Origin of the sequence: Streptomyces sp. CY-1 (genome assembly GCF_047218265.1) — a bacterium.
Taxonomy (GTDB): Bacteria; Actinomycetota; Actinomycetes; order Streptomycetales; family Streptomycetaceae; genus Streptomyces; species Streptomyces niphimycinicus.
Window position 1 is genome coordinate 4,484,670 of the sequence record NZ_CP178393.1, and the last position, 23,099, is coordinate 4,507,768.

Here is a 23,099-nt window from a genome sequence, read left to right on the forward strand (position 1 = left end):
CCGGTGCGGTGGATCAAGCGCTTTGCGGGGCGCACATGGTCTCGCCTTCGACCGTGGCGCCCGCCGCCGCGATGACGGCCTCCAGGCGGTCGCGGGCCATGGCCAGGTCGGCGATCTGCGCGTTGATGCGGTCGCGTTCGGAGGTCAGGCGGTTGAGCGTGGCGGGGGTGGCGGCGCCGGTGCACATGCAGGGGAGGAGTTCGCGGATGGTCTTGCTGGACAGGCCCGAGGCGTAGAGGCACTGGATCAGCAGCACGCGGTCGACCGCGGTGTCCGGGTAGTGGCGCTGGCCGCTGGGGCTGCGCTCCGAGGTGAGCAGGTGCTGCTCCTCGTAGTAGCGCAGCGCTCGCACACTGACGCCGGTCTGGGTGGCGAGTTCGCCGATGCGCACCGTGACTCCTACCTCTGACGTCAAGGGTCGTTTCAGCGTAGTCGAGGGCAGGAGCGTCAGTGCGCTGTCGAGTTCGGGTTCGGGTTCGCGTTCGCGCTCCCGCCGCCGATCGGTCCGTCGGTGTGCCTGCGCCGGGCCTCGTCCTCGACGAGCAGGGAGAGGAGCGAGGCCACGGGGAGGCCGGCCTCGGCCGGGTGGCGCAGGACCTTCCCGGGCTCGATGCGGTACGTGTTCGTGCGCCCCTCACGGGTGTGGGACAGATACCCGTCCTGTTCCAGGTCGGCGATGATCTTTTGGACGGCGCGCTCCGTCAGCCGGCAGTGCGCGGCGATGTCCCGGATCCGCACGTTCGGGTCGTCGGCGATCGTGGCCAGCACGCGGGCGTGGTTCGTCAGGAACGTCCATCCGCTGTGCGGTTCAGGCACTCCTCCCATGCGCTCATGATATTGCCGAAGCGATGATGACGCATCCAGAAACATGAATTATGCTTCGCGTAAAGCAAGTCGTGTGATGCCGGTGCGGCGACTTGAGGGGAGAGCAGAGACAGATGCACGCCCGAGACATCTCCACGCCCGAGCCCGGGCATCGCTCGCCGTACCGGCCCGTGCACGACGCGACGCCCGGGACATCGGTCGTTTCGACACCGACACCGACGCCGACGCCGTCGCGCCGCGCATCCACGCCCGCGCCCCCGCCCGCCCTCCTCACCGACAGCTACCAGGAGGGGCCCCGGAAGGTTGTCGTGATCCGGGGGGAAGTGGACTACGAGACCGCCCCTGCCGTGGCCGCCGCCCTGCGCACGGCTCTCCACGCCTCCGCCGAGGGCGTCGACGTGGACCTGAGAGCGGTGAGGTTCTGGGACTGCTCGGGGCTCAACGCACTGCTGAGGCTTCGCCGCGAGGCGCTCGCACACGGCAAGACGGTCATCGTCCGCTCCCCGAGTCGCGCGGTCGGGCGAGTCCTCAGCCTGACCGGCACAGCTTCGCTGTTCCGGCCGCCGCACCCCCGCCGTTGGGCCGCCGAGGGGCGCTCGATCACCCCTCCATCTCGTCGTTGATGGCCTCGGCGATCCGGGTCAGTGCCTTGGTGAGGGTGTCCACGGCGGTGGCCTTGTCGATGCCCAGGCCGGTCAACAGGCCCGCGCCATCCTCGTGTTCGAGGAGGGCCAGGAGGATGTGCTCGGTGCCGATGTAGTTGTGGCCCAGCCGCAGCGCCTCGCGGAAGGTGAGTTCCAGGACCTTGCGGGCGTCGGCGTCGAAGGGGACCAGTGCGGGCATGGAGTCGGCTGCGGGCGGGAGGGCGGCGGTGGCTGCCTGGCGGACGGTGTCCAGGAGGACGTCCTGGGCGACGATCGCCTTGGCGGCCAGCCCCTCGGGGTCGGCCAGGAGGCCGAGGACGAGGTGCTCGGGGCGGATCTCGGCGTTGGAGGCGGCGCGGGCCTCGTTCTGGGAGGCGACCACGACGCTCCGGGCGCGCGGCGTGTAGCGGTCGAAGCCCTGGCTGGGGTCGAGGTCCTGGGCGGCGGAGCCCTTGGGGACGAAGCGCTTCTGGGCCGCCTGCCGCGTCACCCCCATGCTCTTGCCGATGTCGGTCCAGGAGGCGCCGGAGCGGCGGGCCTGGTCCACGAAGTGGCCGATGAGGTGGTCGGCCACCTCATCGAGGTGCTCGGCGGCGATCACCGCGTCGGTGAGCTGCTCGAGGGCGTCGGTGTGGACCTTCTTGATGGCCTCGATCAGATCGTCGAGGCGTACGGGATGACTGAGTCCGATTGGTTTCGTCATGCGTCAACCATAGGTTGACACTCCATAGGGCGTCAACGTCGGGTTGACAGTGAATCCATGTCTCCCGAGCCGCCCGCGGGCCTCTCGCCTAGCCGCGGTGCTCGTGGTGCGACCGATGCGGGGGCCAGAACGACGTCCAGGTGAACTTGTCGCCGCCCACCCACCGGACCACATCCGGATCGTCCAGATCGACATCGTCCAGACCCACCTCCCGGGCGATCTCGATGACGTCCAGGACCGAGTGCGCCTTGCCCGCCAGCTCACCGGCGATCTCGACCAGACGGTACGGAGGGTCGTTCTGCTGCACACCGAGCACCACGATCGGAGGCCGGTGAATGCGCGGCGCCTGGGATTCCGTCATATGTCCCAGGCTGCTCCCCGCGCCCCCACGCCGCACCTCGGAGGCGCCGGACCGCGCGGCCGGATACTCCGTCGGACCGCACCGGCTCGCCCGCGTCCGCGGCGCGGCCCACGATGATCCGGTGGACGGAGAACAGGGCCGCGCAGCCGGCGGGCTGATCCGCCGGGGCTTCCTCGGAGCCGCGGCGGCGGCCGGTGCCGGGGCCGCCGGGGTGGCCGCGACGGGCTGCGACTCCTCCGGGCGCGATGGCCACCGCGCCCGCCCCTCCCGTCGCGCCGACGCCGCGCGCCGGGCGGAGGAGGCGGAACGGGCCCGGCCGGGCAGTGCCGACTGGCGCATCCGCTCGACGGGGCCGCCCGACGCCATCGAGGGCTATACCGACCGGGTGAGCGTGCTGCCCGACGAGGAGGTCGGCCTCTACGTGTCGACCACCGCCCCCGCCTTCCGCGTATCGGCCTACCGGATCGGCTGGTACGGCGGGGCGCAGGCGCGGCTGGTGTGGCGGTCGGGCCGGGTGGACGGCAGAAGGCAAGGCGCGCCCCTGTTTCTCGACGCCACCCGCACGGTGCGGGCCGACTGGGACCGTTCACTGCGCATACGCGCCCGGAACTGGCCGGAGGGCGCGTATCTGCTGCGGCTGGACGCCTCGAACGGCCATCAGCGCTATGTGCCGCTGATCGTGCGCTCACGGCAGGCGCGGGGCCGGACGCTGCTGATGCACGCACCGGCCACCTGGCAGGCGTACAACACCTGGGGCGGCTACAGCCTCTACCAGGGCCGGGACGGTGCGTACGGGAGCCGCTCGCTGGCCGTCAGCTTCGACCGGCCGTACGCGAAAAGCGGGGCGGAGAAGTTCCTGGTCTACGAGCGGGCCCTGGTGGTCCTCGCCGAACGGCTGGGCCTTCCGCTCGCGTACACCACGGGCGTGGACGTCCATCTGCGACCGGCCGTGCTCGAGGGCGCCTCGGCCGCCCTGTCGCTCGGTCACGACGAGTACTGGACCCCTCAGCAGCGGCGGTACGTGACCCGGGCCCGGGACGACGGCACCAATCTGGCCTTCCTCGGCGCCAATACCTGCTTCCGCCGGATCCGGCTGGAGCCCGGCCCCGGCGGTGCCCCCGCGCGCACCGTGGTCTGCTACAAGACCGCCTACCGGGACGACCCGTACCTGGTGAACCACCGCGACCTGGCGACCACCGACTTCCGGCAGCCCCCCGCGCCCGATCCCGAGTCCTCGCTGACCGGCGTCCTCTACGAGGGCTACCCGACCGACGCCCCGTACGTCGTCCTGGACAGCGGCCACTGGCTGTTCGCCGGGACCGGGGTGGACGACGGCGACTCCTTCGACCATCTGGTGGGTGTGGAGTACGACCGGGTCACCCCGGGCGATCCCACCCCGGCACCGCTGCGGATCATCGCCCACTCCCCCCTGGTCTGCCGGGGGCGGCACAGCCACTCGGACTCCGCGTACTACACCGTGGCGAGCGGGGCGGGGGTCTTCGCCTCGGGGACGATGCGCTGGGTGGAGGCCCTGATGGCGGGGACCCGTGAGAACGGGCGCGATCACGGGATGGACGCACGCACCAGGGCCTTCGTCACCCGCACCACGGAGAATCTGCTGCGCGCCTTCGCGGCGGGGCCCGCCGGGAGGGACAAGCCGCGGCCGGCGGACAATGTCCGCGCGGTGTACGGGACCGGGGCGCGGACCGGGCCCGGGTCCGGTGCGGGGGCGGCGGAGCGGGCCGCGCGCTGAACGGCGCATGAGCGGCGGGGCCCCCGGCCCGGGAGCCCCGCCGTCGCGCGGTGGTGACTACTCGAAGAGGTCCGCGTACGACCCCATCGCCAGCGCGATATCCGCCTGGGCCCAGAACCGGTGGTACGTGAAGCTGGGCACCGCGCCTCCCTTCAGATACGCCTCGACCTTCGACCAGGCCGGGTCGTTCTTGTAGAAGGAGCGGATCGACTGGAAGGTGGAGCCGGCGTCGATCTTGTCACCGTTCGGCATGGTCCCCGTCCATCCGCTGGGGACGTAGACCGGGTCGTCGAACCGGTTGTAGTCGGCGCGGGACTCGGGGACCGCGATCCCGAGAGCGTCCTGGTAGTTGTTCCACATGCCGTCCAGCAGCGCCTTCGCGGTGTCCCTGGCCTGGGTGTCACCGGACTTGGCGGCGTAGTACGACAGGGTCTTGGCGTACGCGGCCGCCACGCCCACGTCATTGGTGTAGTCGGCGACGGTGACGTGCAGGCTCGCGTTGGCGCCGGGGCTGGAGGCGTTCCAGGTGTCGGGCTGGCCGGACCACTGGAGGGTGGACGGGATCTGGTAGGTGCCGTTGGCGTTGACGGTGGTCTTGGACAGCGCCCACTTGACCCACTTGTCCAGGACCGTCTTCGCGGAGGCGTCACCGGTGCGGTTGTAGTACTCCGCGACCCGCTCCATGGACCATGCCTGGAAGCCGAACCACTGGTTGGACGGCGGGTCGTGGTAGACCGGCTGCTCGTCGTAGTACATGCCGTAGAAGGTGGACCTGCCCGACGGCGGCGTGGCGTAGCGGCCCTGCCAACTGTTGGTGGCGCCGCCCGCGATGGCGCCCTCGCTGGACTGGAGCCAGCGGTAGAACTCCAACTGGCGCTTGAGGCTGGTGGACCAGTCGCCGGCGCCCGTCGCGGACTTGGGCTTGAGATCGGCGTACGAGCTCAAGGCCCAGGCCGCCATGGGGTTCTGGTAGCCGCCGTGGGCGTGGCTGGAGCCGATGCGCCAGGACCAGCCCGCGGAGGTGTCGGTGGCGCCGCCCCAGGCGTAGTACCAGGACAGCAGGTAGTGGGAGCTGTTCTTGCCGCTGCCCGCCGCGCAGCCGGTCTCGCCGACGCAGTTGCCGATCTTCTTGAAGTACTTGTCGTACATCGCGTAGCGCAGATAGTCGCCCATCTTGGCGGCCTTTGCGATGTTGCCGGAGATCTGGCCGCCCTTGCCCTGTGCCTTGGCCCACTCCGAGGCCCAGTAGGCGGCCTGGACGACGCGGGCGTCGGCGTCGGGGGCGTTGGTGAACTTCCACTGCTTGGCGTACGAGGCGTCGCCGGTGAACAGGTCCAGATAGCCGTTCCTGCCGCCGTACTTGAAGCCGTCGCAGGTGGGCTGGGTCACGGTCTCCCAGACCGACTCCTGTGGGCCGCGCTGGAAGGTGTTGACATAGCTCGGGCCGGTGTCGCTCGGGCCCGCCTCGCATTTGCCGGGCGCGTTGCCGTAGCCGTAGACGTTGTCGACGTCCTGGATCCAGTGCATGCCGTAGATGTCATCGGTGCCGTACGCGCTCTTCAGCTCGGCGGCGATGGGGTCGTTGCCGACCGGGACATTGCCGTTGAGCTGGGAGGGGTACTGGGAGGGCTGGTCCCATTCGGGCGCGTAGGTGGCCGGTTTGGAGGCGTTGTAGAAGCTGCCCGTGGGCTGGTCGGCATGGGTGGGGATCATGTACTTCTCCATGATGTCCCACGCGTTGTTGAACTTGGCCCAGTCGCCGGTGACCTTGCCGTACATCGCCTGGAGCCAGATCAGATAGCTGTACGCCTCGGAGGTCGTCTCATGGCCGTGGTCGGGGGCCTCGACGATCAGGGTCTCCACCGAGTGGTACGGGATGCCCTCGGGCGAGAAGTAGCCCGCCGAGGGTGCGGTGATCTTGTTGTAGAGGTCCAGGAAGCGGGCGTCGTAGACCTTCGCGGCGGCGAGCTGGGTGACGGTGACCTCGGCCTTGGTGTGGCCGGCGGCGGTCGCGGTGAAGGTGGCGGCGCCGGTGCCGGAGTTCGCGGCGGCCACCGTCACCTGCTGGGCGGTGTCCCAGTTGGCGGGGGTGAAGGTGAGGGTGGCGCCCGAGGAGATCGTCAGCCCGGTGTTGCCCGAGGTGCGGGCGACGGAGACGGTGACGTTCGCGGACGGCTTGGTGGACAGCTTGACGCCGAACGTCCCGGTCTTGCCCTGCTGCACCCCGAGCTGACCGGGGCTCGCCACCAGCGTGGGACCGGCCGCCACATGGATGCCGACGGGGGTGGACTCGGCGGAGGCGCCCTGGCTGTCGTACGCCTTGGCGTAGAGCGAGTAGTCGCCCGCCGGGACGTCCTTGTGGTCGAAGGAGTACGGGGAGGTGGTGTCGGTGCCGAGGAGCTTGGTGTCGCTGTAGAACTCGACCTTGGTGATCGTCGCCCCGTCGGCCGCCGCGGCCGTGGCCGTCATCGGGACGGTGCCGCCCGAGGTGAAGACGGCGCCGGGGGACGGGCTGCTCAGCACCGCGATGGGTGGCTGATGGGCACCCCGGCAGGCCACGCCGTTGACGGCGAAGGAGGTGGGCGCGGCGTTGGTGCCGCTGTAGGTGAACTGGGCGCCGGTGGTGACATTGCCCCCGGCCGCGATCTTGGCGTTGTGCCCGGCGTTGGTGACGGTGACGGTCTTGCCGGACTGCGACCAGTTGCCGTTCCAGCCGTTGCCCAGCTTCTGGTCGCCCGCGTAGTCGTAGGTCAGGGTCCAGCCGTCGATGGCGTCGGTGCCGGGGTTGGTGAGGGTGAGGTCGGCGGTGAAGCCGGAGCCCCAGTCGTTGGTCTTGTAGTCGACCCCGCACTCGACCGCCGCGGCGTGCGCGGGGGCGGCGCCGCCCGCCGCGGTCATGGCCACGGGGAGCGAGAGCGCGGCGGCCAGGGCGGTCACCAGCCGTCTCATGCGCCGTCGTGCCCCTGAGAGCCGTGCGCCGGATAAGGGGGAGCCACGCTGTACGCGCATCGGGGGACCTCCTCGCGGTTCGTGCGGGTGGTGGGGGAAAGTGCGAACCAGTGGGAGCGCTCCCAAGGTTCGTGTCAGCCTGATGAGGTGTCAAGTCTTTGAACAACACCGGGTGCTCAGAGGTCTTCTACCGATAATTCCGTGAACGGGAACTGTTGACATGAGCCCGTCGAGCGCTACCTTCACTTCAACCAGTGGGAGCGGTTCCAGCAGTCAGCGCCGTATCGAACGGCGCTTTGACCTCAAGGAGTCGCTCCATGCGAGCACCCCCACGCCTTTATGCCTTGGTGGCCGCCGCGGTCCTATCCGTGATGGGCACCGCCCTGGTGCCCACCGCCGCCACCGCCTCGGCGGCGAGCGCATCGGCCACGACCACCGCACCGGCCACGACCACCGCGCCCGTCGTCCCCGCCACCGCACCGCCGAAGCTGCGCGCCTCGGGCAACAAGCTGGTCGACGAGAACGGCGCCACCCGGCGGCTGCTCGGCGTCAACCGCTCCGGCGGTGAGTTCATGTGCGTCCAGGGATACGGCATCTTCGACGGCCCCGTGGACGACGCCTCCGTCAAGGCCATCGCGGACTGGAAGGTCAACGCGGTCCGGATCCCGCTCAACGAGGAGTGCTGGCTGGGCCTTTCCCATATCAACCCGGCCTATGGAGGGGCCAACTACATCGCGGCGGTCAAGGCACTCGTCGCCCGGCTGGAGGCCCATGGCATCACGCCCATCGTCGAACTCCACTGGTCGCACGGCAAATACACCGGAGGGGACAACCACTGCCCCGGCACCGAGTACGCCACCTGCCAGAAGCCGATGCCCAACGCGCAGTACACCCCGGCCTTCTGGACCTCGGTCGCCCAGACCTTCAAGAGCGACCAGGCCGTGGTCTTCGACCTGTTCAACGAGCCGTTCCCGGACCGCGCCACCTCCGATCTCACGGCGGCGTGGAAGTGCTGGCGCGACGGCGGAAGCTGCCCCGGAATCGACTTCCAGGTCGCCGGGATGCAGACCCTGCTGAACGCCGTGCGGACCGCGGGCGCCAAGAATCTGGTCCTGATCCCGGGGGTCGCCTACTCCAACGATCTGCGCCAGTGGCTGACGTACAAGCCCAACGACCCGGCGGGCAACCTCGCCGCCGCCTGGCACACCTACAACTTCAACACCTGCGCCAGTGAGAGCTGTTTCAACGAACAGCTCGCCCCGGTCATCGCCCAGGTCCCCTTCGTGGCGGGCGAGATCGGCGAGAACACCTGCTCCCACGGCTATATCGACCGGGTCATGGCCTGGCTGGACGCCAAGGGCGCCTCGTATCTGGGCTGGACCTGGAACACCTGGGACTGTTCCTCGGGCCCGTCTCTGATCAGCGATTACAACGGCACGCCGACCAACTTCGGCGTGGGACTCCGTGATCACCTGAAGGGAATGCAATGAGCCGCAGAATCCGAATGGCGGGCACTTTGCTCGCCGCCTCCGCGCTGACCATGGGGGCGCTGACCGGTGTGGCGTCCGCCCAGGTGGACAGCGGCAGGGCGGCCGCCGCGAAGGTCGACAACCCGTACGCGGGCGCCAAGGTGTATGTGAACCCCGACTGGTCGGCGAAGGCCGCCGCCGAGCCCGGCGGCAGCAAAGTCTCCAACCAGCCGACCGGCATCTGGCTGGACCGGATCGCCGCGATCAACGGCACCGGCGGCGCGATGGGGCTGCGCGCCCACCTCGACAAGGCGCTTCAGCAGTCGGCCGGCAGCCCGACCGTCGTCCAGTTGGTGGTCTACGATCTGCCCGGCCGTGACTGCTCGGCGCTGGCGTCCAACGGCGAGCTGGGCCCGACCGAGATCGACAAGTACAAGACGCAGTTCATCGACCCGATCGCGGCGATCCTCTCCGAGTCGAAGTACGCCAACTCCAATCTGCGGATCGTGAACACGATCGAGATCGACTCGCTGCCCAACCTGGTCACCAACACCGGCGGCAGCGCCACCGCGACTCCCCAGTGCGACACGATGAAGGCCAACGGCAACTATGTGAAGGGCGTCGGCTACGCCCTCAACAAGCTGGGCGCCATCGGCAACGTCTACAACTACGTGGACGCCGGCCACCACGGCTGGATCGGCTGGGACAGCAACTTCAACCCCACCGCACAGGTGATCAAGCAGGCGGCGACGGCCGAGGGCAGCACGGTCGACAAGGTGGCCGGGATCATCGTCAACACGGCCAACTACAGCGCGCTGAAGGAGAACAACTTCACCATCAACGACTCGGTCAACGGCACCACCGTGCGCCAGTCGAAGTGGGTGGACTGGAACCAGTACGTGGACGAGCTCTCCTTCGCCCAAGGGTTCCGCCAGGAACTGGTCAACGTCGGCTTCCCGAGCAACATCGGCGCGCTGATCGACACCTCCCGCAACGGCTGGGGCGGCTCGGCCCGGCCCAGCGGCCCCGGCGCGAAGACGGACGTGGACACGTACGTCAACGGCGGGCGCTACGACCGCCGGATCCACATCGGCAACTGGTGCAACCAGTCCGGCGCCGGACTCGGTGAGCGGCCCAAGGCGGCACCCGCGGCCGGGATCGACGCGTATGTGTGGATGAAGCCCCCGGGCGAGTCGGACGGCTCCAGCTCCTCGATCCCGAACGACGAGGGCAAGGGCTTCGACCGGATGTGCGACCCGACGTACACCGGCAACCCGCGCAACGGCAACAACATGTCGGGTGCGCTGGCGAACGCTCCGCTGTCGGGCCACTGGTTCTCGGCCCAGTTCCAGGAGCTGCTGAAGAACGCCTATCCGGCGCTGTAAGCACACCGCCCGTCCCCTGAGGTGGGGCCGGTGGTCGCGCGATACGCGACCACCGGCCCCACACGCTTTGCCCCTCAGGAAGACGCCCGCCGCACCAGTTGGGTGGGAAGTACCATCTGCGGCCGCTTGGAGGTGCGGTCCGACAACCCCTCGATCTCCTCCAGCAGCACCCGCACCATCGCCCGGCCCATCTCCTCCGTGGCCTGCCGGACGCTGGTGAGCGGAGGGTCCATATGGCGGGCGACGGCCGAGTCCTCGAAGCCGACCAGCGCCACATCGTCCGGGACGCGGCGCCCGCTCTCGCGCAGCACCTGACGGGCGCCCGCGGCCATCACGTCCGAGGCGGCGAAGACCCCGTCCAGCTCCGGCCGCTGGTCGAGCAGTTGGCGCATGGCCCGGCGGCCGCCCTCCTCGGTGAAGTCCGCGGACGCCACCAGCTCCGGCTCCACCTCGCGGCCCGCCGCCCGGACCGCGGCGCCGTAGCCCTCCAGGCGGCACTGGGCGACATACATGTCCAGCGGTCCGGTGATGGTGGCGACCGTCGAGCGGCCGCGGCCGATGAGGTGTTCCACGGCGGACTGGGCGCCCCCGGTGTTGTCCGAGTCGACGTACGGGACCGATTCATGCGCCGAGCGGCGGCCGCTGAGCACCGCGGGCATCTCGATCCGCTCCAGCAGGTCCGGCAGCGGATCGTCCGCGTGCACGGAGACCAGCAGCACTCCGTCGACCCGGTGCGCGGAGAGGTAGTCCGCGAGCCGCTGCCGTTCCTTGGGAGTGCGGATGAGGGTCAGCAGAAGCTGGAGATCGGTGTCGGCGAGTTCGGCGCCGACGCCGCGGATGATGTCGGAGAAGTACGGTTCGGCGAAGAGCCGGGTCTCGGGCTCGGGGATGACCAGGGCGACGGCGTCGGCACGGTTGGCGGCGAGCGCGCGGGCCACCCGGTTGGGCACATAGCCGAGTTCGGCGACGGCCTGCTCGACGGCGGTCCGGGTGCGGTCGCTGACCCGCGGCGAACCGTTGATCACGCGCGAGACGGTGCCGCGGCCGACTCCGGCACGGGCCGCCACTTCCTCGAGGGTCGGCCGTCCCCGCCCCGCGCCATGCCGCCGCGTTCCTGCCATATCGCGCCTCCAGCCGTCCGTACCCAGCAGCTCCACCCCCCAATGGGCGGCTGCGGAGTCATTCAACAGCAGTGTGGTTTCGGGAAGTTGTTTCGCGCACTCCCTTGACACCCCTGCGAGGAGCCGCGACCCTTCAACACATCACCGCTGGGAGCGCTCCCACAGTACCTGAGCCATACACAACCCGCACGATGTCCACCCGGCTCGATGCATCTCAAAGACCCATGTATCGCTACTTATTGGCCGGAAGCCGTTGGGCGGGGCGCTAGGAGGACGGAATGCGCAGGAGCACTGGTAGTCACCGCAGCAGAGCCGTGGTCCTCGCGGCCGTCGCCGCTTTAGGAGCCGGGGTGCTCAGCGGCTGCGCCGACGACGGCGACGACGGATCCGCCGGCTCGTCCGGCGGCGGCGACAGCAAGGGCAAGACGGTCGTGACCGTAGGCACCTACGGCGTCATGGGTTTCAAACAGGCCGGGCTCTATGACGAGTACACAAAGCTGCACCCGGATATCAAGATCGAAGAGAATGTGATCGACCCGGCCTCGAACTACTATCCGCAGTTGCTCACCCATCTCGGCTCGGGCAGCGGGCTCGCCGATATCCAGGCGGTCGAGGTGGGCAACATCAATGAGGTCACCACCACCCAGGCCGACAAGTTCGTTGATCTTTCGAAGGCGGACGGCGTCAAAAAAGAGAACTTCCTCGGCTGGAAGTGGTCGCAGGCCACCGCCAAGGATGGAAAGACGATCGGCCTCGGCACGGACGTGGGCCCGATGGCGATCTGCTACCGCAAGGACCTCTTCCAGCAGGCCGGGCTCCCGGCCGACCGGGACGCGGTCTCCCAGCTCTGGGCGGGCGACTGGCAGAAGTACCTCGAGGCCGGCAAGGACTACGCGAAGAAGGCGCCGGGCGGAGCCGCGTTCCTGGACTCGGCCGGCGGACTGTTCAACGCGGCGGTCTCCGGCGGCTCGGAGGTCTATTACGACAAGAGCGGGAAGCCCATCTACAAGGACAGCCCGGCCGTCAAGAAGGCGTGGAAGCTGGCGACCGACGCGTCCGCGGCCAAACTCTCCGCGGGGCTCCAGGAGTTCACCAAGCCCTGGCAGCAGGCGCTCGCCAACGGAAAGTTCGCCACCGTCTCCTGCCCGGCCTGGATGCTCGGCCAGATCAAGGAGTACGCCGGGGACAAGTACAAGGGCAAGTGGGACGTCGCCGCCGCCCCCAAGCCCGCCAACTGGGGCGGCTCCTTCCTCTCCGTGCCGCAGGCGGCGAAGAACAAGGACGAGGCGGTCAAGCTCGCCACCTGGCTGACCGCGCCCGAGCAGCAGGCCAAGCTCTTCGAGAAGCAGGCGAGCTTCCCCAGCGCCCAGGCCGCGTACGACCTGCCCCAGGTGGCCGACGCCAAGCTCCCCTACTTCGACAACGCGCCCATCGGCAAGATCTTCTCCCAGGCCGCGAAGGACAGTCCGACGCAGGTCCTGGGCCCGAAGGACGCCGTCATCAAGCAGAACTTCACCGATGTCGGCCTGCTCCAGGTCGAGCAGCAGGGCAAGTCCGCCGACGAAGGCTGGAAGGCCGCGATCAAGACGAACGACAACGCGCTGGATCAGTGACCCGGACATGACCGCACCTTCCGGTTTCACCCCTGATACGGCCGCGCCCCCCGCAGGGCAGGGGGGCGCGGCCCCGCGCGCCGCGACCGCGCCGGCGCCCGACCCGGCCGAGCAGCGGCGGCGCGACCGGCGCAGCCGCCGCTACCGCTGGGATGTGCGATGGAGCCCGTACGCTTTCGTCGCCCCCTTCTTCGTCTTCTTCGCCGCCTTCGGCCTCTTCCCCCTGCTCTACACGGGGTGGGCCTCGCTGCACCAAGTGGAGCTCACCGACCCCACCCATATGGAGTGGGCGGGGTGGCACAACTACTCCAGGCTGTGGGAAGACGAGTTCTTCTGGAAAGCGCTGCGGAACACCTTCACCATCGGGGTGATCTCCACCGTTCCGCAGTTGATGATGGCCCTCGGGATCGCGCATCTGCTCAACTACCGGCTGCGCGCCTCGATGTTCTTCCGGGTGGCGATCCTCACCCCGTACGCCACCTCCGTCGCTGCCGCCACGCTGGTCTTCGCACTGCTCTTCGGCCGTGACTACGGCATGGTCAACTGGTCTCTGGGGCTGGTCGGGCTGGACGGCATCGACTGGCAGAACGGCACCTGGACCTCGCAGATCGCGGTCTCCACGATCGTCATCTGGCGGTGGACCGGTTACAACGCGCTGATCTACCTGGCCGCCATGCAGGCCGTGCCGAACGATCTGTACGAGTCGGCGGCGCTGGACGGGGCCTCGCGCTGGAAGCAGTTCCTGCATGTCACCGTCCCGTCGCTGCGGCCCACCATCCTCTTCACGGTCGTCGTCTCCACGATCGGGGCCACCCAGCTCTTCGGTGAGCCGCTGCTGTTCAACACCGCGGGAACGGCCACCGGCGGCGCCGATCACCAGTACCAGACGCTCGGCCTGTACATGTACGAGCAGGGCTGGGTGAACCTGCACCTCGGCCGGGCCTCCGCCATCGCCTGGACGATGTTCCTGATCCTGCTGCTGATCGCCGCGGCCAACGCGCTGTTCGCGCGACGGCTGCGAAAGAGCCAGTGAGGGAGACGAGGAGAACCATGAGCGCCACTGTCTCTTCCCGGCGGACACTCGATCCGGCAGCTTCCGCGCACACCACTCCGCGAGCCGGAAAGGGCCGCGGCCGAGCGGGCAGGCAACTGCACGGGGGCAAGATCACCTACGCCGTGCTGATCCTGTTCACCATCGGCTCCCTCTTCCCGCTGGTGTGGACCGCCATCGCCGCCTCCCGCACCAACACCCGGCTGGCCCAGACACCCCCTCCCCTGTGGTTCGGCGGCAACCTCTTCAACAACCTGGACAAGGCGTGGAACGGTGCCAACATGGGCACCGCGCTGCTCAACACGACGGTGGTGGCGGGCACGGTCGCGGCGTCGACCGTGCTGTTCTCGACCATCGCGGGCTTCGCCTTCGCCAAGCTGCGCTTCCGCTTCAAGAACATCCTGCTGATGCTCACCATCGGGACGATGATGGTGCCGCCCCAGCTCAGCGTCGTGCCGCTGTACATGATGGTGGCCAAGCTGGAGTGGACCGACCAGCTCCAGGCGGTCATCGTGCCGACACTCGTCAGCGCCTTCGGGGTCTTCTTCATGCGGCAGTACCTCTCCCAGGCGCTGCCGACCGAGCTGATCGAGGCGGCGCGGATGGACGGCGCGAGCAGCTTGCGGATCATCTGGCATGTCGTCTTCCCGGCGGCGCGTCCGGCGATGGCGGTGCTGGGAATGCTCACCTTCGTCCAATCGTGGAACGACTTCTTCTGGCCGTTCATCGCGCTCACCCAGAACGGCAACCCGACCATGCAGGTGGCACTGACCGGTCTGAGCCGGGGGTACACCCCGGATCAATCACTGATCATGGCGGGGGCGCTGCTGGGCACCCTGCCGCTGCTGATCGCCTTCGTCCTCTTCGGCAAGCAGATCGTGGGGGGCATCATGCAGGGCGCGGTCAAGGGCTGAGCGGCCCGCCACCACCACTCGGTCCTCCCTCCCCGTTTCCCCCTCCCCACGACCTCGAATGGGAGCGCTTCCATGACCCTTACCTTCCCGCCCGGATTCCTGTGGGGCGCTGCCTCGGCCGCCTACCAGGTCGAGGGCGCCGCACAGGAGGACGGCCGCACCCCGTCCATCTGGGACACCTTCAGCCACACCCCCGGCAAGGTGCTCGCCGGTGACACCGGTGATGTGGCCATCGACCACTATCACCGCTTCCGCGAGGACGTCCGGCTGATGGCGGAGCTGAACCTGGCGGCGTACCGCTTCTCGGTGTCCTGGTCACGGGTGCAGCCCACCGGCCGGGGACCGGCCGTGCAGCGCGGGCTCGACTTCTACCGCTCGCTGGTGGACGAGCTGCTGGGCGCGGGCATCCAGCCGGTGCTCACGCTCTACCACTGGGACCTCCCCCAGGAGCTGGAGAACGCCGGCGGGTGGCCGGAGCGCGAGACCGCCGAGCGGTTCGCCGAGTACGCGGGCATCGTGGCGGGGGCGCTCGGCGACCGCGTGGAGTTCTGGACCACCCTCAACGAGCCGTGGTGCACCGCATTCCTGGGCTATGGCTCGGGGGTGCACGCCCCGGGCCGCACCGAGCGGCTGGCCCCGCTGCGCGCCGCCCACCATCTGAACCTCGCCCATGGCCTCGGCGCCCAGGCGCTGCGCGCCGCGCTCCCCGCCCGCGCCCAGATCGCCATCAGCCTCAACCCGGCCGTGGTCCGGCCGCTCAGCGACAAGCCCGAGGACCTGGACGCTCAGCGGCGTATCGACGCGCTGGCCAATCGCGTCTTCACCGGGCCGATGCTGCGCGGTGCGTACCCCACCGACCTGATCAAGGACACCGCCTCGATCACCGACTGGTCGTTCGTCCGGGACGGCGATCTGGCCGTCATCAAGCACCCCCTCGACGCGCTGGGCATCAACTACTACACACCGTCATTGGTAGCAGCAGGCACCGACAACGAGGGCTCGCCCGCCCGTCACGACGGCCACGGCGCCAGCGCCCACTCCCCCTGGCCGGGCTCGGAGCAGGTGGCCTTCCACCAGACGCCGGGCGAGCGCACCGAGATGGGCTGGACGATCGACCCGACCGGACTGCACGACCTGCTGATGCGCTACACCCGTGAGGCGCCGGGCGTACCGCTGTACATCACCGAGAACGGCGCCGCGTTCGACGACAAGCCGGACGCGGAGGGCGCGGTCCACGACCCGCGGCGGATCGACTACCTCCGGGACCATCTGGCCGTCGCCCACCGGGCCATCGCGGACGGCGCCGATCTGCGCGGCTATTTCCTGTGGTCGCTGATGGACAACTTCGAATGGGCGTACGGCTACAGCAAGCGCTTCGGCGCGGTCTACGTCGACTATCAGACGCAGGCCCGGGTGCCGAAGTCCAGCGCCCGCTGGTATGCCCAGGTGGCCCGCACCGGAGAGCTTCCGGCGGCGTAGGGGGACCCGCGTCCGCGGCGCCGCCCGCTGGGGGGCGGGCGGCGCCGCGGATGGCAGTCGAGGCGGCGTGCGGGGCCGCAACCGGGCCGGTGCGTTCTTCCTTCAAAGGGGTTACACCCTGACCCACCCGGCCGAAGAGCGCCGTCATCCATGGAGAATGCCTGGTAAACCCATTGAGACATGAGAGCATTTCCGGAGCGCCGACAGAGGGTCCGCGATGAGGGATCCGGTCGGCGCGCGCCCGCCGGAAAAGGCGAGGCCCTCGCCGACTGGTTCGACGGCCGGGTGGGCCTCTTCAAGATGGCCAAGGCCAATCTGCGCAAGGTCTTCCCCGACCACTGGTCCTTCCTGATCGGCGAGATCGCCCTCTACACATTCGTCATCATCATTCTGACCGGCGTCTATCTGACCCTGTTCTTCAAACCGGCGATGAACGAGGTGGTCTACGCCGGCCGGTGGACGCCGCTGAACGGCATCCGCATGTCGCAGGCGTACGCGTCCACCCTGGACATCAGCTTCGATGTGCGCGGTGGACTGCTGATGCGGCAGGTCCACCACTGGGCGGCGATCATCTTCATCGCCAGCATGCTCGCCCATATGATGCGGACGTTCTACAACGGCGTCTTCCGCAAACCCCGCGAGATCAACTGGCTCTCCGGCGCCGGTCTGCTGATTCTCGGAATGTTCGACGGCTTCATGGGCTATTCACTGCCCGACGATCTGCTGTCCGGCACCGGGCTGCGCTTCATGGAGGGCGCGATCCTGTCGATCCCGATCGTCGGCACCTATCTGTCGTTCTTCTTCTTCGGCGGCCAATTCCCGGGAGACTCCATCGTGCCACGGCTGTTCACCGTGCACGTACTGCTGATTCCGGGCATCATGGTCGGGCTGCTGGCGCTCCATATGATCCTGCTCGTCTATCACAAGCACACGCATCTCCCGGGGCCCGGCAGAAAGAACATGAATATCGTGGGTCCGCCTTTGTGGCCGGTCTACGTGGCCAAGTCAGGCGGTTTCTTCTTCCTGGTCTTCGGCGTCACCACGCTGATGTCGGCCATCGCCCAGATCAATCCGGTGTGGGCCTATGGCCCCTACCGGCCCGACCAGGTGTCCACCGACGCCCAGCCCGACTGGTACATGGGCTATTCCGAAGGGCTGATCCGGCTGATGCCGGGCTGGGAGATCAATCTCTGGGGCCACACCCTGGTGCTCGGGGTGCTGATCCCCTTCCTGGTCTTCCCCACGGTGCTGCTGGTGATCTGGCTCTATCCCTTCCTGGAAGCATGGATCACCGGGGACAGACGCGAGCACCATCTGAACCAGCGCCCGCGCAACGCCCCGACCCGCACCGCCTTCGGCAACGCCTGGGTCGCCCTCTACGCGGTCCTGCTGGCGGGCGGCGGCAACGACCTCATCGCCACCCACTTCGATCTGTCGATCAACGCGATCACCTGGGCCTGCCGGATCGGCTTCTTCGTGGTGCCGGTCGTGGTCTTCATCATCTCCAAACGGATCTGTCTCGGACTCCAGCGCAAGGACCGGGAGCTGCTGCTGCACGGCCGCGAGACCGGCATCATCGAGCGGCTGCCGCACGGCGAGTTCCTCGAAGTGCACAAGCCGCTGTCGGCGGCGGAGAAGTACACACTGACCGCGTACGAACAGTACGAGCCGCTGGAGCTGCCGCCGACGGTCGACGAGGCCGGGGTCACCCGCAAGCTCTCCTTCATGCAGCGGCTGCGCGTCTCGCTGTCCCGGAGCTACTTCGGTATCGACGGCCAGATCGCCAAGCCCACGAAGGAGCAGGTGGCGGAGCACGAGGAGCATGAGGAGGCGGAGCGGGCCGAGGAGCCCCAGCGCCCCTAGGGCGACGGCCTCTAGTGTGATGCGCCAGAAATGATGAGGCTAAGTCTGTCTCAGGTTTCAGTGGTCGGCGGGTTGATTTTGGTGAGGTAGTCAGCGAGAGAGTTGAGGATCTCGTCGGCGGTCTTGGTCCAGGTGAAGGGCCTGGGGTTCTCGTTCCATCCGTCGATCCAGGCCCTGATGTCTTGCTCCAGGGCCTTCACGGAGGTGTGCACTCCGCGGCGGATGAGCTTGTCCGTCAGCAGGCCGAACCACCGCTCGACCTGATTCATCCACGAGGAGCCGGTGGGGGTGAAGTGGACGTGGAAGCGTGGGTGTTTTCCGAGCCACGTCTTGATCTCGGCGGTGTTGTGGGTGGCGTAATTGTCACAGACCAGGTGAACGTCGAGGCCGGCGGGCACGGCCTTGTCGATCGTGACCAGGAACTTCTTGAACTCGATCGCTCGGTGGCGGCGGTGCAGTTCCGATATGACGCTGCCGTCGGCGATGTTGAAGGCCGCGAACAGGCTGGTGATGCCGTGCCGGTAGTAGTCGTGGGTGCGCCGCTCAGGCATGCCCGGCATCATCGGCAGCACCGGCTGGGACCGGTCCAGCGCCTGGATCTGGCTCTTCTCGTCCACGCACAGCACCACCGCTTTCTCGGGCGGATCGTGGTACAGGCCGACGACGTCGACGACCTTCGCGACGAACTGCGGGTCAGTGGAAAGCTTGAAAGCGTCCTGGAGATGGGGCTTGAGATCGAACTTCTTCCAGATCCGCCCGATGGAGGACTTCGACAGCCCGGAGTGCTTCGCCATCGAGGCCCGCGACCAGTGCGTGTCCTCGCCCGGGGTGGACTCCAGCGTCGCCGTGAGCACATCCTCGACCTGCTCCAGCAGGATCGAGGGCGGCCTGCCCGGACGCGGCTCATCGGTCAGCCCGTCCAGCCGCAACCGGACGAACCTCGACCGCCAGCGATTCACCGTTCCCTGCGATACACCGAGTTCGGCAGCGACCTCCTTGTTCGTCCCACCGTCCGCACACCGCAGCACGATCCTCGCCCGCAACGCAAGGAACTGCGCGGTCTTCGCCCGCCGCGCCCAGCGTGTCAGCTCCGCCCGCTCGACCTCCGAGAGCACCAGCTCCGGCTTACGCCGCCCCGGCCGCGGCTCGTCCACCAGGCCCGCCATCCGCCGGGCCACGAACCGCATGCGCCACTTGCGCACCGTCTCCGTGGAGACCCCGAAGTCCGCCGCTACACCGGCATTCGACGCTCCCTCCGCACAGGCCAGAATGATCCGGGCCCGCTCCGCCACACGGGCCGACACCGCACCACCCGCCCAACGCGACAGCTCCGACCGCTCCTCGGCAGACAGCACCACTTCGACAGCACGAGGACCCCGAGACACCATGAAAACAGCCTACAGACTTAATCTCATCATTTCTGGCGCATCATACTAGGGCGACGACGCCTAAGGGCGACGGAAACGGCGGGGCGCGGCGGGTGGGGGATTCCGTCCGCGCCCCGCCGTGTGGGGGGTGCCGTGGGGGGTGGTGATGGTGGGGCTCATGAGGCCGAGGGCCCCGCGACTCATCCGGCCGACGGGCCCCGCGGCTCATCCGGCTGACGGGCGGTGCGGGGCCGCCCCGGTGTCAGCCGACGTCAGCCGTTCAGCCGTTCAGCCGTTGTAGGCGCCGAACGCCTTGGTGAAGGCGAACTCCTCCTGGTCGATCGAGCTGCATGTCGGCGACGCGGTGTCCTGCGGGCTGGGGCACTGCTTGTCGCGGGTCGCGGACCACATCGACAGCCAGGCCAGCCCCTTGGACTTGGCGAACTCCACCAACTGGGAGGCGTCGTCGACCTTGAATATCTCGTTCTTGACGTCGTTGACGCCGATCATCGGGGTGACCGCGACGGCCTTCCACGCCTCGTCGTCGCTCAGCTCGAGCGCGCCCTTGATCTGGCCCTGGGTCGCCGTGGCGGCGTCGATGGCGTACTGGCCCATGTCGTCGTCGAACGAGGCGCCGTAGTCCATCGCCATGATGTTGACGGCGGAGACCTTCACCCCGTTCTTCTTGGCGTCGGCGACGAGGTCGACACCGTCCTGGGTGAGGCCGGTCGGGAGCACCGGCAGGGTGAAGGAGACGTCCAGGTCGGAGTGCTGCTCCTGGAGCTTGGCGATGGCCTGGGCGCGGCGGGTGTTGGCCTCCTTGTTCGGAAGCGCGCTGCCCTCGATGTCGAAGTCGACCTTGGTGAGCTTGAGGGTGTCCACGACCTTGCCGTAGGCCGCGGCGAGCTCGTCCACCGAGGTGCAGGCCAGGCCCAGCTCGGAGCCGGAAGCGCCGCCGAAGGAGACCCGGACGTCGCCGCCGGCCGCCCGCAACTGCTCGGTCTGCTTGGCCACCGCGTCGTCGCCGACCTCGGTGACGCCGCCCCACTTCGGGGTACAGCCGCCACCGGAGGTGATGAAGGCGAGGTTGAACTGCTTGACGCCGGTCTTCTCGGCGGTGCCCACCATGTCGTAGGCGGGGTAGAGCGAGGTGTCGATGTACGGGGCGAAGCCGCCGGTCGCCGCCGCGGCGGCCTTCTCGGAGGCGGCGGGCTTCTCGGAGACGGTGCCCGCGTTCGCCGCCCCGCTGAGCGCGAACGCCGTGCCGCCGGCCACGACGGCGGCGACGGTCGCGCCGATCGCCTTGGTGGTCCGGCTCGCCTTGCGACGGTGCGTGCTGCTCATCAGGTCCCTGCCTTCGCTGTGCGGATGTGGGGGGTGATGGTGCGGGCGCCACGCTAGCGAGGGGAAGTCGGACAAACGGCAGGATCCGTGCACCGGCCACGGATCTTATGGCTGCCTTAAGGAACCCATCGGCGGCGATTAATGCTCCGCGGGCGCCTTGGGCCGGGTGCGGCCCCGGGCTTTCCGCTTACGGCCGCGCCGCCGCTGCCCCGGGTCCGCGGAGCCGCCGCCGTTCAGCGAGAGCCACACCCGTACCTCGGTGCCGCCCAGCACCGACCGCCCGATCCGCAGATCGCCACCCGTGGACTCGGCGACCCGGCGCACGATGTCCAGGCCGAGACCGGTCGAGCCGGGGCCGCCGTCGCCATGGCCGCGGCGGAGCGCCGCGTCCGGATCGGCGATGCCCGGTCCCGCATCGGACACCAGAATGATCACACTGTCCTCGCCGTTGTGGACATCGACCGCGAGCGCCGTGCCCTCCGGCGTGTGCCGGAAGACATTGCCGAGCAGGGCGTCCAGCGCGGCGCCGAGTTCGGGGCGGGCCACCGGCACCCGTACGGTCCGGTCGACCCCGGCCAGCCGCACCGTACGGTCCTCGTCCTCGGCGAGCGCGGACCAGAACTCCATCCGGTCCCGGATCACCTCGGAGGCGTCACAGCCGGAGGGCGTGTGCGTCTTCTGCTGGCGCGCGGTGCGGATGATCTGGTCGACCTCGCGCTCCAACTGGGCGACGGCGGCGCGGGTCTGGTCGGCCGCCGGTCCCTCGCCCAGCGAGGCGGCGTTCAGGCGCAGCACGGTGAGCGGCGTACGGAGCCGGTGGGAGAGGTCGGCGGCCAGCTCGCGCTCACCGGCCAGCAACTGGACCACCTGGTCGGCCATGGAGTTGAACGCGGCGGCTGCCGCCCGGAGTTCGGCCGGGCCGTCCTCCGGGACCCGCACCCCCAGCTCACCATGGCCCAGGTCGTGGGCGGCGTCGGCGAGCCGCCCGGCCGGACGCACCAGCCGGGTGCCGAGCCGGTCGGCGGTGGCGACCGCGCCGACGATCAGCGCGAGGCCGACGCCCGCCAGCACCAGCCAGGACGTGGTCACCCCGCTGGTGACCACCCCGCGCGGGACGAACACCTCCACGACCGCGACCTGACCGCTGCTCAGCGCGGTCGGCTGGAGCAGCGCGTAGCCCCCGGGGGCGGCGGACACCGAGGCGCGGCCGAGCCGCCGCGCGGTGGCCAGCTCGCCCTTGGCCGCACGGCTCTTGCCCAGGTCGTAGCCGCTCCCCGGCTCGCCCGGCTCATCGGGCACATGCACCGCCATCCGGCCGTCCCCGCCCGCCTGGGTGCTGGCCACCGCGCGCTGGAGCCGCGCCCGCTCGGTGGTGATGGCGAGCGCCGGGCCGATGGTGGCGGCCTGCCGCTCGGCGTCGGCGAACGCCCGGTCCCGGGCCAGCTCCTTGACGACGAGACCGAGCGGTACGGCGAAGGCGACCACCACCATCGCGGTGACCGCCAGGCAGACCTTGACCAGGGCCCATCTCACACGGGCTCCGCCGGGGGCTCCAGTTTGACGCCGACCCCGCGCAGCGTATGGAGATAGCGCGGCCGGGCGGCCGTCTCGCCCAGCTTGCGGCGCAGCCAGGACAGATGGACGTCTATCGTCTGGTCGTCCCCGTACGCCTGCCGCCAGACCTCGGCGAGAAGCTCCCGGCGCGGCACCACGACACCGGGCCGCCCCGCCAGATAGGCCAGCAGATCGAACTCCCGCCGGGTCAGATCGAGCGTCAGCCCGTCCAACTGGGCCTGGCGGCGCAGCGGATCGACGGCCAGCCCGCCCACCCGGAGCACCGCCGGGGGCGCCGCCGCACCGCCCGGCTCGCCCGCCCCGGCGCCGCGAACGCGGCGCAGCACGGCGGTCATCCGGGCGGAGAGATGCGCCACGGAGAACGGCTTGACCAGGTAGTCGTCGGCACCGTCGTTGAGCAGCCGGACGATCTCGCCCTCGTCGTCCCGGGCGGTGGCCACGATGACCGGCACATCGGTGATGCCGCGCAGCATCTTGAGCGCCTCCGCCCCGTCCAGATCGGGCAGGCCGAGGTCCAGGATGACGACGTCGAATCCGATCTGTGCCACCTCGCGCAACGCCTCCAGGGCGGTGCCGACGCTGCGCACGGTATGGGACGCCTCGGTCAACTGCCGGATGAGGGCTGAGCGTACGAACTGGTCGTCCTCGACGACGAGCACACTTGCCATGAGCGGCACCGTACG

At 69.2% G+C, this 23,099-nt stretch carries 19 protein-coding genes; 9 read left to right on the forward strand and 10 right to left on the reverse strand.

From position 1 onward, the window contains the following. Nucleotides 1-13: 13 nt before the first annotated feature. Entirely contained in the window at nt 14-391 is a 378-nt protein-coding gene (locus tag ACK1X7_RS18900) for a MerR family transcriptional regulator (RefSeq protein ID WP_385154987.1), read from the reverse strand. A gap of 56 nt (nt 392-447) precedes the next feature. Next, nucleotides 448-825 (reverse strand): helix-turn-helix transcriptional regulator, encoded by a 378-nt coding sequence (locus ACK1X7_RS18905; protein WP_398159908.1) that lies wholly within the window; start codon nt 823-825, stop codon nt 448-450. A 113-nt stretch (nt 826-938) separates the two neighbouring features. Between ACK1X7_RS18905 and ACK1X7_RS18910 the strand changes: the two genes are divergently transcribed. Next, the gene (locus ACK1X7_RS18910) at nt 939-1,448 is read left to right on the forward strand and encodes an STAS domain-containing protein (protein WP_413115383.1); all 510 of its coding nucleotides are present in this window, start codon (nt 939-941) and stop codon (nt 1,446-1,448) included. On the opposite strand, the gene ACK1X7_RS18915 is transcribed toward ACK1X7_RS18910, so the two are convergent. Together ACK1X7_RS18915 and ACK1X7_RS18920 are read right to left on the reverse strand one after the other, a co-directional pair. After that, nucleotides 1,426-2,172 (reverse strand): Clp protease N-terminal domain-containing protein, encoded by a 747-nt coding sequence (locus ACK1X7_RS18915; RefSeq protein ID WP_385154966.1) that lies wholly within the window; start codon nt 2,170-2,172, stop codon nt 1,426-1,428. The genes ACK1X7_RS18910 and ACK1X7_RS18915 overlap by 23 nt on opposite strands. Before the next feature lie 88 nt (nt 2,173-2,260). Beyond that, nucleotides 2,261-2,533: a hypothetical protein gene (locus ACK1X7_RS18920; protein ID WP_119988754.1), complete on the reverse strand. Its 273-nt coding sequence runs from the start codon at nt 2,531-2,533 to the stop codon at nt 2,261-2,263. Between the two features lie 121 nt (nt 2,534-2,654). Between ACK1X7_RS18920 and ACK1X7_RS18925 the strand changes: the two genes are divergently transcribed. Then, nucleotides 2,655-4,286, forward strand: a complete 1,632-nt coding sequence (locus ACK1X7_RS18925; protein ID WP_385154962.1) for a N,N-dimethylformamidase beta subunit family domain-containing protein — start codon at nt 2,655-2,657, stop codon at nt 4,284-4,286. A gap of 57 nt (nt 4,287-4,343) precedes the next feature. Here ACK1X7_RS18925 and ACK1X7_RS18930 read toward each other — a convergent pair whose 3' ends face one another. Beyond that, nucleotides 4,344-7,235 carry a glycoside hydrolase family 48 protein gene (locus ACK1X7_RS18930; RefSeq protein ID WP_398159910.1) on the reverse strand — a complete coding sequence of 964 codons (2,892 nt, stop codon included), beginning with the start codon at nt 7,233-7,235 and terminating at the stop codon, nt 4,344-4,346. A 317-nt stretch (nt 7,236-7,552) separates the two neighbouring features. Here ACK1X7_RS18930 and ACK1X7_RS18935 point away from each other — a divergent pair, with 317 nt between their 5' ends. Both ACK1X7_RS18935 and ACK1X7_RS18940 read left to right on the forward strand, forming a co-directional pair. Next, nucleotides 7,553-8,725 carry a glycoside hydrolase family 5 protein gene (locus tag ACK1X7_RS18935; RefSeq protein ID WP_390793565.1) on the forward strand — a complete coding sequence of 391 codons (1,173 nt, stop codon included), beginning with the start codon at nt 7,553-7,555 and terminating at the stop codon, nt 8,723-8,725. Further along, nucleotides 8,722-10,089, forward strand: a complete 1,368-nt coding sequence (locus ACK1X7_RS18940) for a glycoside hydrolase family 6 protein (RefSeq protein ID WP_413115384.1) — start codon at nt 8,722-8,724, stop codon at nt 10,087-10,089. Before ACK1X7_RS18935 ends, ACK1X7_RS18940 begins: the two co-directional genes overlap by 4 nt. Nucleotides 10,090-10,163: 74 nt before the next feature. On the opposite strand, the gene ACK1X7_RS18945 is transcribed toward ACK1X7_RS18940, so the two are convergent. Next, entirely contained in the window at nt 10,164-11,210 is a 1,047-nt protein-coding gene (locus ACK1X7_RS18945) for a LacI family DNA-binding transcriptional regulator (protein WP_385140859.1), read from the reverse strand. Between the two features lie 278 nt (nt 11,211-11,488). Between ACK1X7_RS18945 and ACK1X7_RS18950 the strand changes: the two genes are divergently transcribed. The 5 genes from ACK1X7_RS18950 (at nt 11,489) to ACK1X7_RS18970 (ending at nt 18,130) form a co-directional block, all read left to right on the forward strand. Further along, nucleotides 11,489-12,823 (forward strand): ABC transporter substrate-binding protein, encoded by a 1,335-nt coding sequence (locus ACK1X7_RS18950; RefSeq protein WP_390793563.1) that lies wholly within the window; start codon nt 11,489-11,491, stop codon nt 12,821-12,823. 7 nt (nt 12,824-12,830) lie between these two features. Continuing rightward, nucleotides 12,831-13,856: a carbohydrate ABC transporter permease gene (locus tag ACK1X7_RS18955; protein ID WP_385140852.1), complete on the forward strand. Its 1,026-nt coding sequence runs from the start codon at nt 12,831-12,833 to the stop codon at nt 13,854-13,856. A 17-nt stretch (nt 13,857-13,873) separates the two neighbouring features. Then, nucleotides 13,874-14,788 carry a carbohydrate ABC transporter permease gene (locus ACK1X7_RS18960; RefSeq protein WP_361496593.1) on the forward strand — a complete coding sequence of 305 codons (915 nt, stop codon included), beginning with the start codon at nt 13,874-13,876 and terminating at the stop codon, nt 14,786-14,788. Between the two features lie 72 nt (nt 14,789-14,860). After that, a complete protein-coding gene (locus ACK1X7_RS18965) occupies nt 14,861-16,267 on the forward strand; it encodes a GH1 family beta-glucosidase (protein ID WP_385140847.1) in 1,407 nt (468 codons plus the stop codon). A gap of 180 nt (nt 16,268-16,447) precedes the next feature. Continuing rightward, nucleotides 16,448-18,130 carry a cytochrome b gene (locus ACK1X7_RS18970; RefSeq protein ID WP_390793562.1) on the forward strand — a complete coding sequence of 561 codons (1,683 nt, stop codon included), beginning with the start codon at nt 16,448-16,450 and terminating at the stop codon, nt 18,128-18,130. A gap of 50 nt (nt 18,131-18,180) precedes the next feature. Here the strand turns inward: ACK1X7_RS18970 and ACK1X7_RS18975 are convergent, their stop codons facing one another. The 4 genes from ACK1X7_RS18975 to ACK1X7_RS18990 form a co-directional block, all read right to left on the reverse strand. Further along, on the reverse strand, nt 18,181-19,518 hold the full coding sequence (locus tag ACK1X7_RS18975; protein ID WP_386955605.1) for an IS630 family transposase: 1,338 nt from the start codon (nt 19,516-19,518) through the stop codon (nt 18,181-18,183). Nucleotides 19,519-19,785: 267 nt separating this feature from the next. Next, entirely contained in the window at nt 19,786-20,841 is a 1,056-nt protein-coding gene (locus ACK1X7_RS18980; protein WP_361496587.1) for a chitinase, read from the reverse strand. A 138-nt stretch (nt 20,842-20,979) separates the two neighbouring features. After that, complete coding sequence (locus ACK1X7_RS18985; RefSeq protein ID WP_385140840.1) at nt 20,980-22,374, reverse strand: HAMP domain-containing sensor histidine kinase; 1,395 nt, start codon at nt 22,372-22,374, stop codon at nt 20,980-20,982. After that, entirely contained in the window at nt 22,371-23,084 is a 714-nt protein-coding gene (locus tag ACK1X7_RS18990) for a response regulator transcription factor (protein ID WP_385140837.1), read from the reverse strand. Before ACK1X7_RS18990 ends, ACK1X7_RS18985 begins: the two co-directional genes overlap by 4 nt. Nucleotides 23,085-23,099: the final 15 nt, after the last annotated feature.

What these genes read in the sequence shown, in the direction of transcription:
- ACK1X7_RS18905 (WP_398159908.1), bottom strand. Translation starts at nt 825, where the DNA reads ATGGGAGGAGTGCCTGAACCGCACAGCGGATGGACGTTCCTGACGAAC.
- ACK1X7_RS18910 (WP_413115383.1), top strand. Translation starts at nt 939, where the DNA reads ATGCACGCCCGAGACATCTCCACGCCCGAGCCCGGGCATCGCTCGCCG.
- ACK1X7_RS18915 (WP_385154966.1), bottom strand. Translation starts at nt 2,172, where the DNA reads ATGACGAAACCAATCGGACTCAGTCATCCCGTACGCCTCGACGATCTG.
- ACK1X7_RS18920 (WP_119988754.1), bottom strand. Translation starts at nt 2,533, where the DNA reads ATGACGGAATCCCAGGCGCCGCGCATTCACCGGCCTCCGATCGTGGTG.
- ACK1X7_RS18930 (WP_398159910.1), bottom strand. Translation starts at nt 7,235, where the DNA reads ATGAGACGGCTGGTGACCGCCCTGGCCGCCGCGCTCTCGCTCCCCGTG.
- ACK1X7_RS18935 (WP_390793565.1), top strand. Translation starts at nt 7,553, where the DNA reads ATGCGAGCACCCCCACGCCTTTATGCCTTGGTGGCCGCCGCGGTCCTA.
- ACK1X7_RS18940 (WP_413115384.1), top strand. Translation starts at nt 8,722, where the DNA reads ATGAGCCGCAGAATCCGAATGGCGGGCACTTTGCTCGCCGCCTCCGCG.
- ACK1X7_RS18945 (WP_385140859.1), bottom strand. Translation starts at nt 11,210, where the DNA reads ATGGCAGGAACGCGGCGGCATGGCGCGGGGCGGGGACGGCCGACCCTC.
- ACK1X7_RS18950 (WP_390793563.1), top strand. Translation starts at nt 11,489, where the DNA reads ATGCGCAGGAGCACTGGTAGTCACCGCAGCAGAGCCGTGGTCCTCGCG.
- ACK1X7_RS18955 (WP_385140852.1), top strand. Translation starts at nt 12,831, where the DNA reads ATGACCGCACCTTCCGGTTTCACCCCTGATACGGCCGCGCCCCCCGCA.
- ACK1X7_RS18960 (WP_361496593.1), top strand. Translation starts at nt 13,874, where the DNA reads ATGAGCGCCACTGTCTCTTCCCGGCGGACACTCGATCCGGCAGCTTCC.
- ACK1X7_RS18965 (WP_385140847.1), top strand. Translation starts at nt 14,861, where the DNA reads ATGACCCTTACCTTCCCGCCCGGATTCCTGTGGGGCGCTGCCTCGGCC.
- ACK1X7_RS18970 (WP_390793562.1), top strand. Translation starts at nt 16,448, where the DNA reads ATGAGAGCATTTCCGGAGCGCCGACAGAGGGTCCGCGATGAGGGATCC.
- ACK1X7_RS18975 (WP_386955605.1), bottom strand. Translation starts at nt 19,518, where the DNA reads ATGGTGTCTCGGGGTCCTCGTGCTGTCGAAGTGGTGCTGTCTGCCGAG.
- ACK1X7_RS18980 (WP_361496587.1), bottom strand. Translation starts at nt 20,841, where the DNA reads ATGAGCAGCACGCACCGTCGCAAGGCGAGCCGGACCACCAAGGCGATC.
- ACK1X7_RS18990 (WP_385140837.1), bottom strand. Translation starts at nt 23,084, where the DNA reads ATGGCAAGTGTGCTCGTCGTCGAGGACGACCAGTTCGTACGCTCAGCC.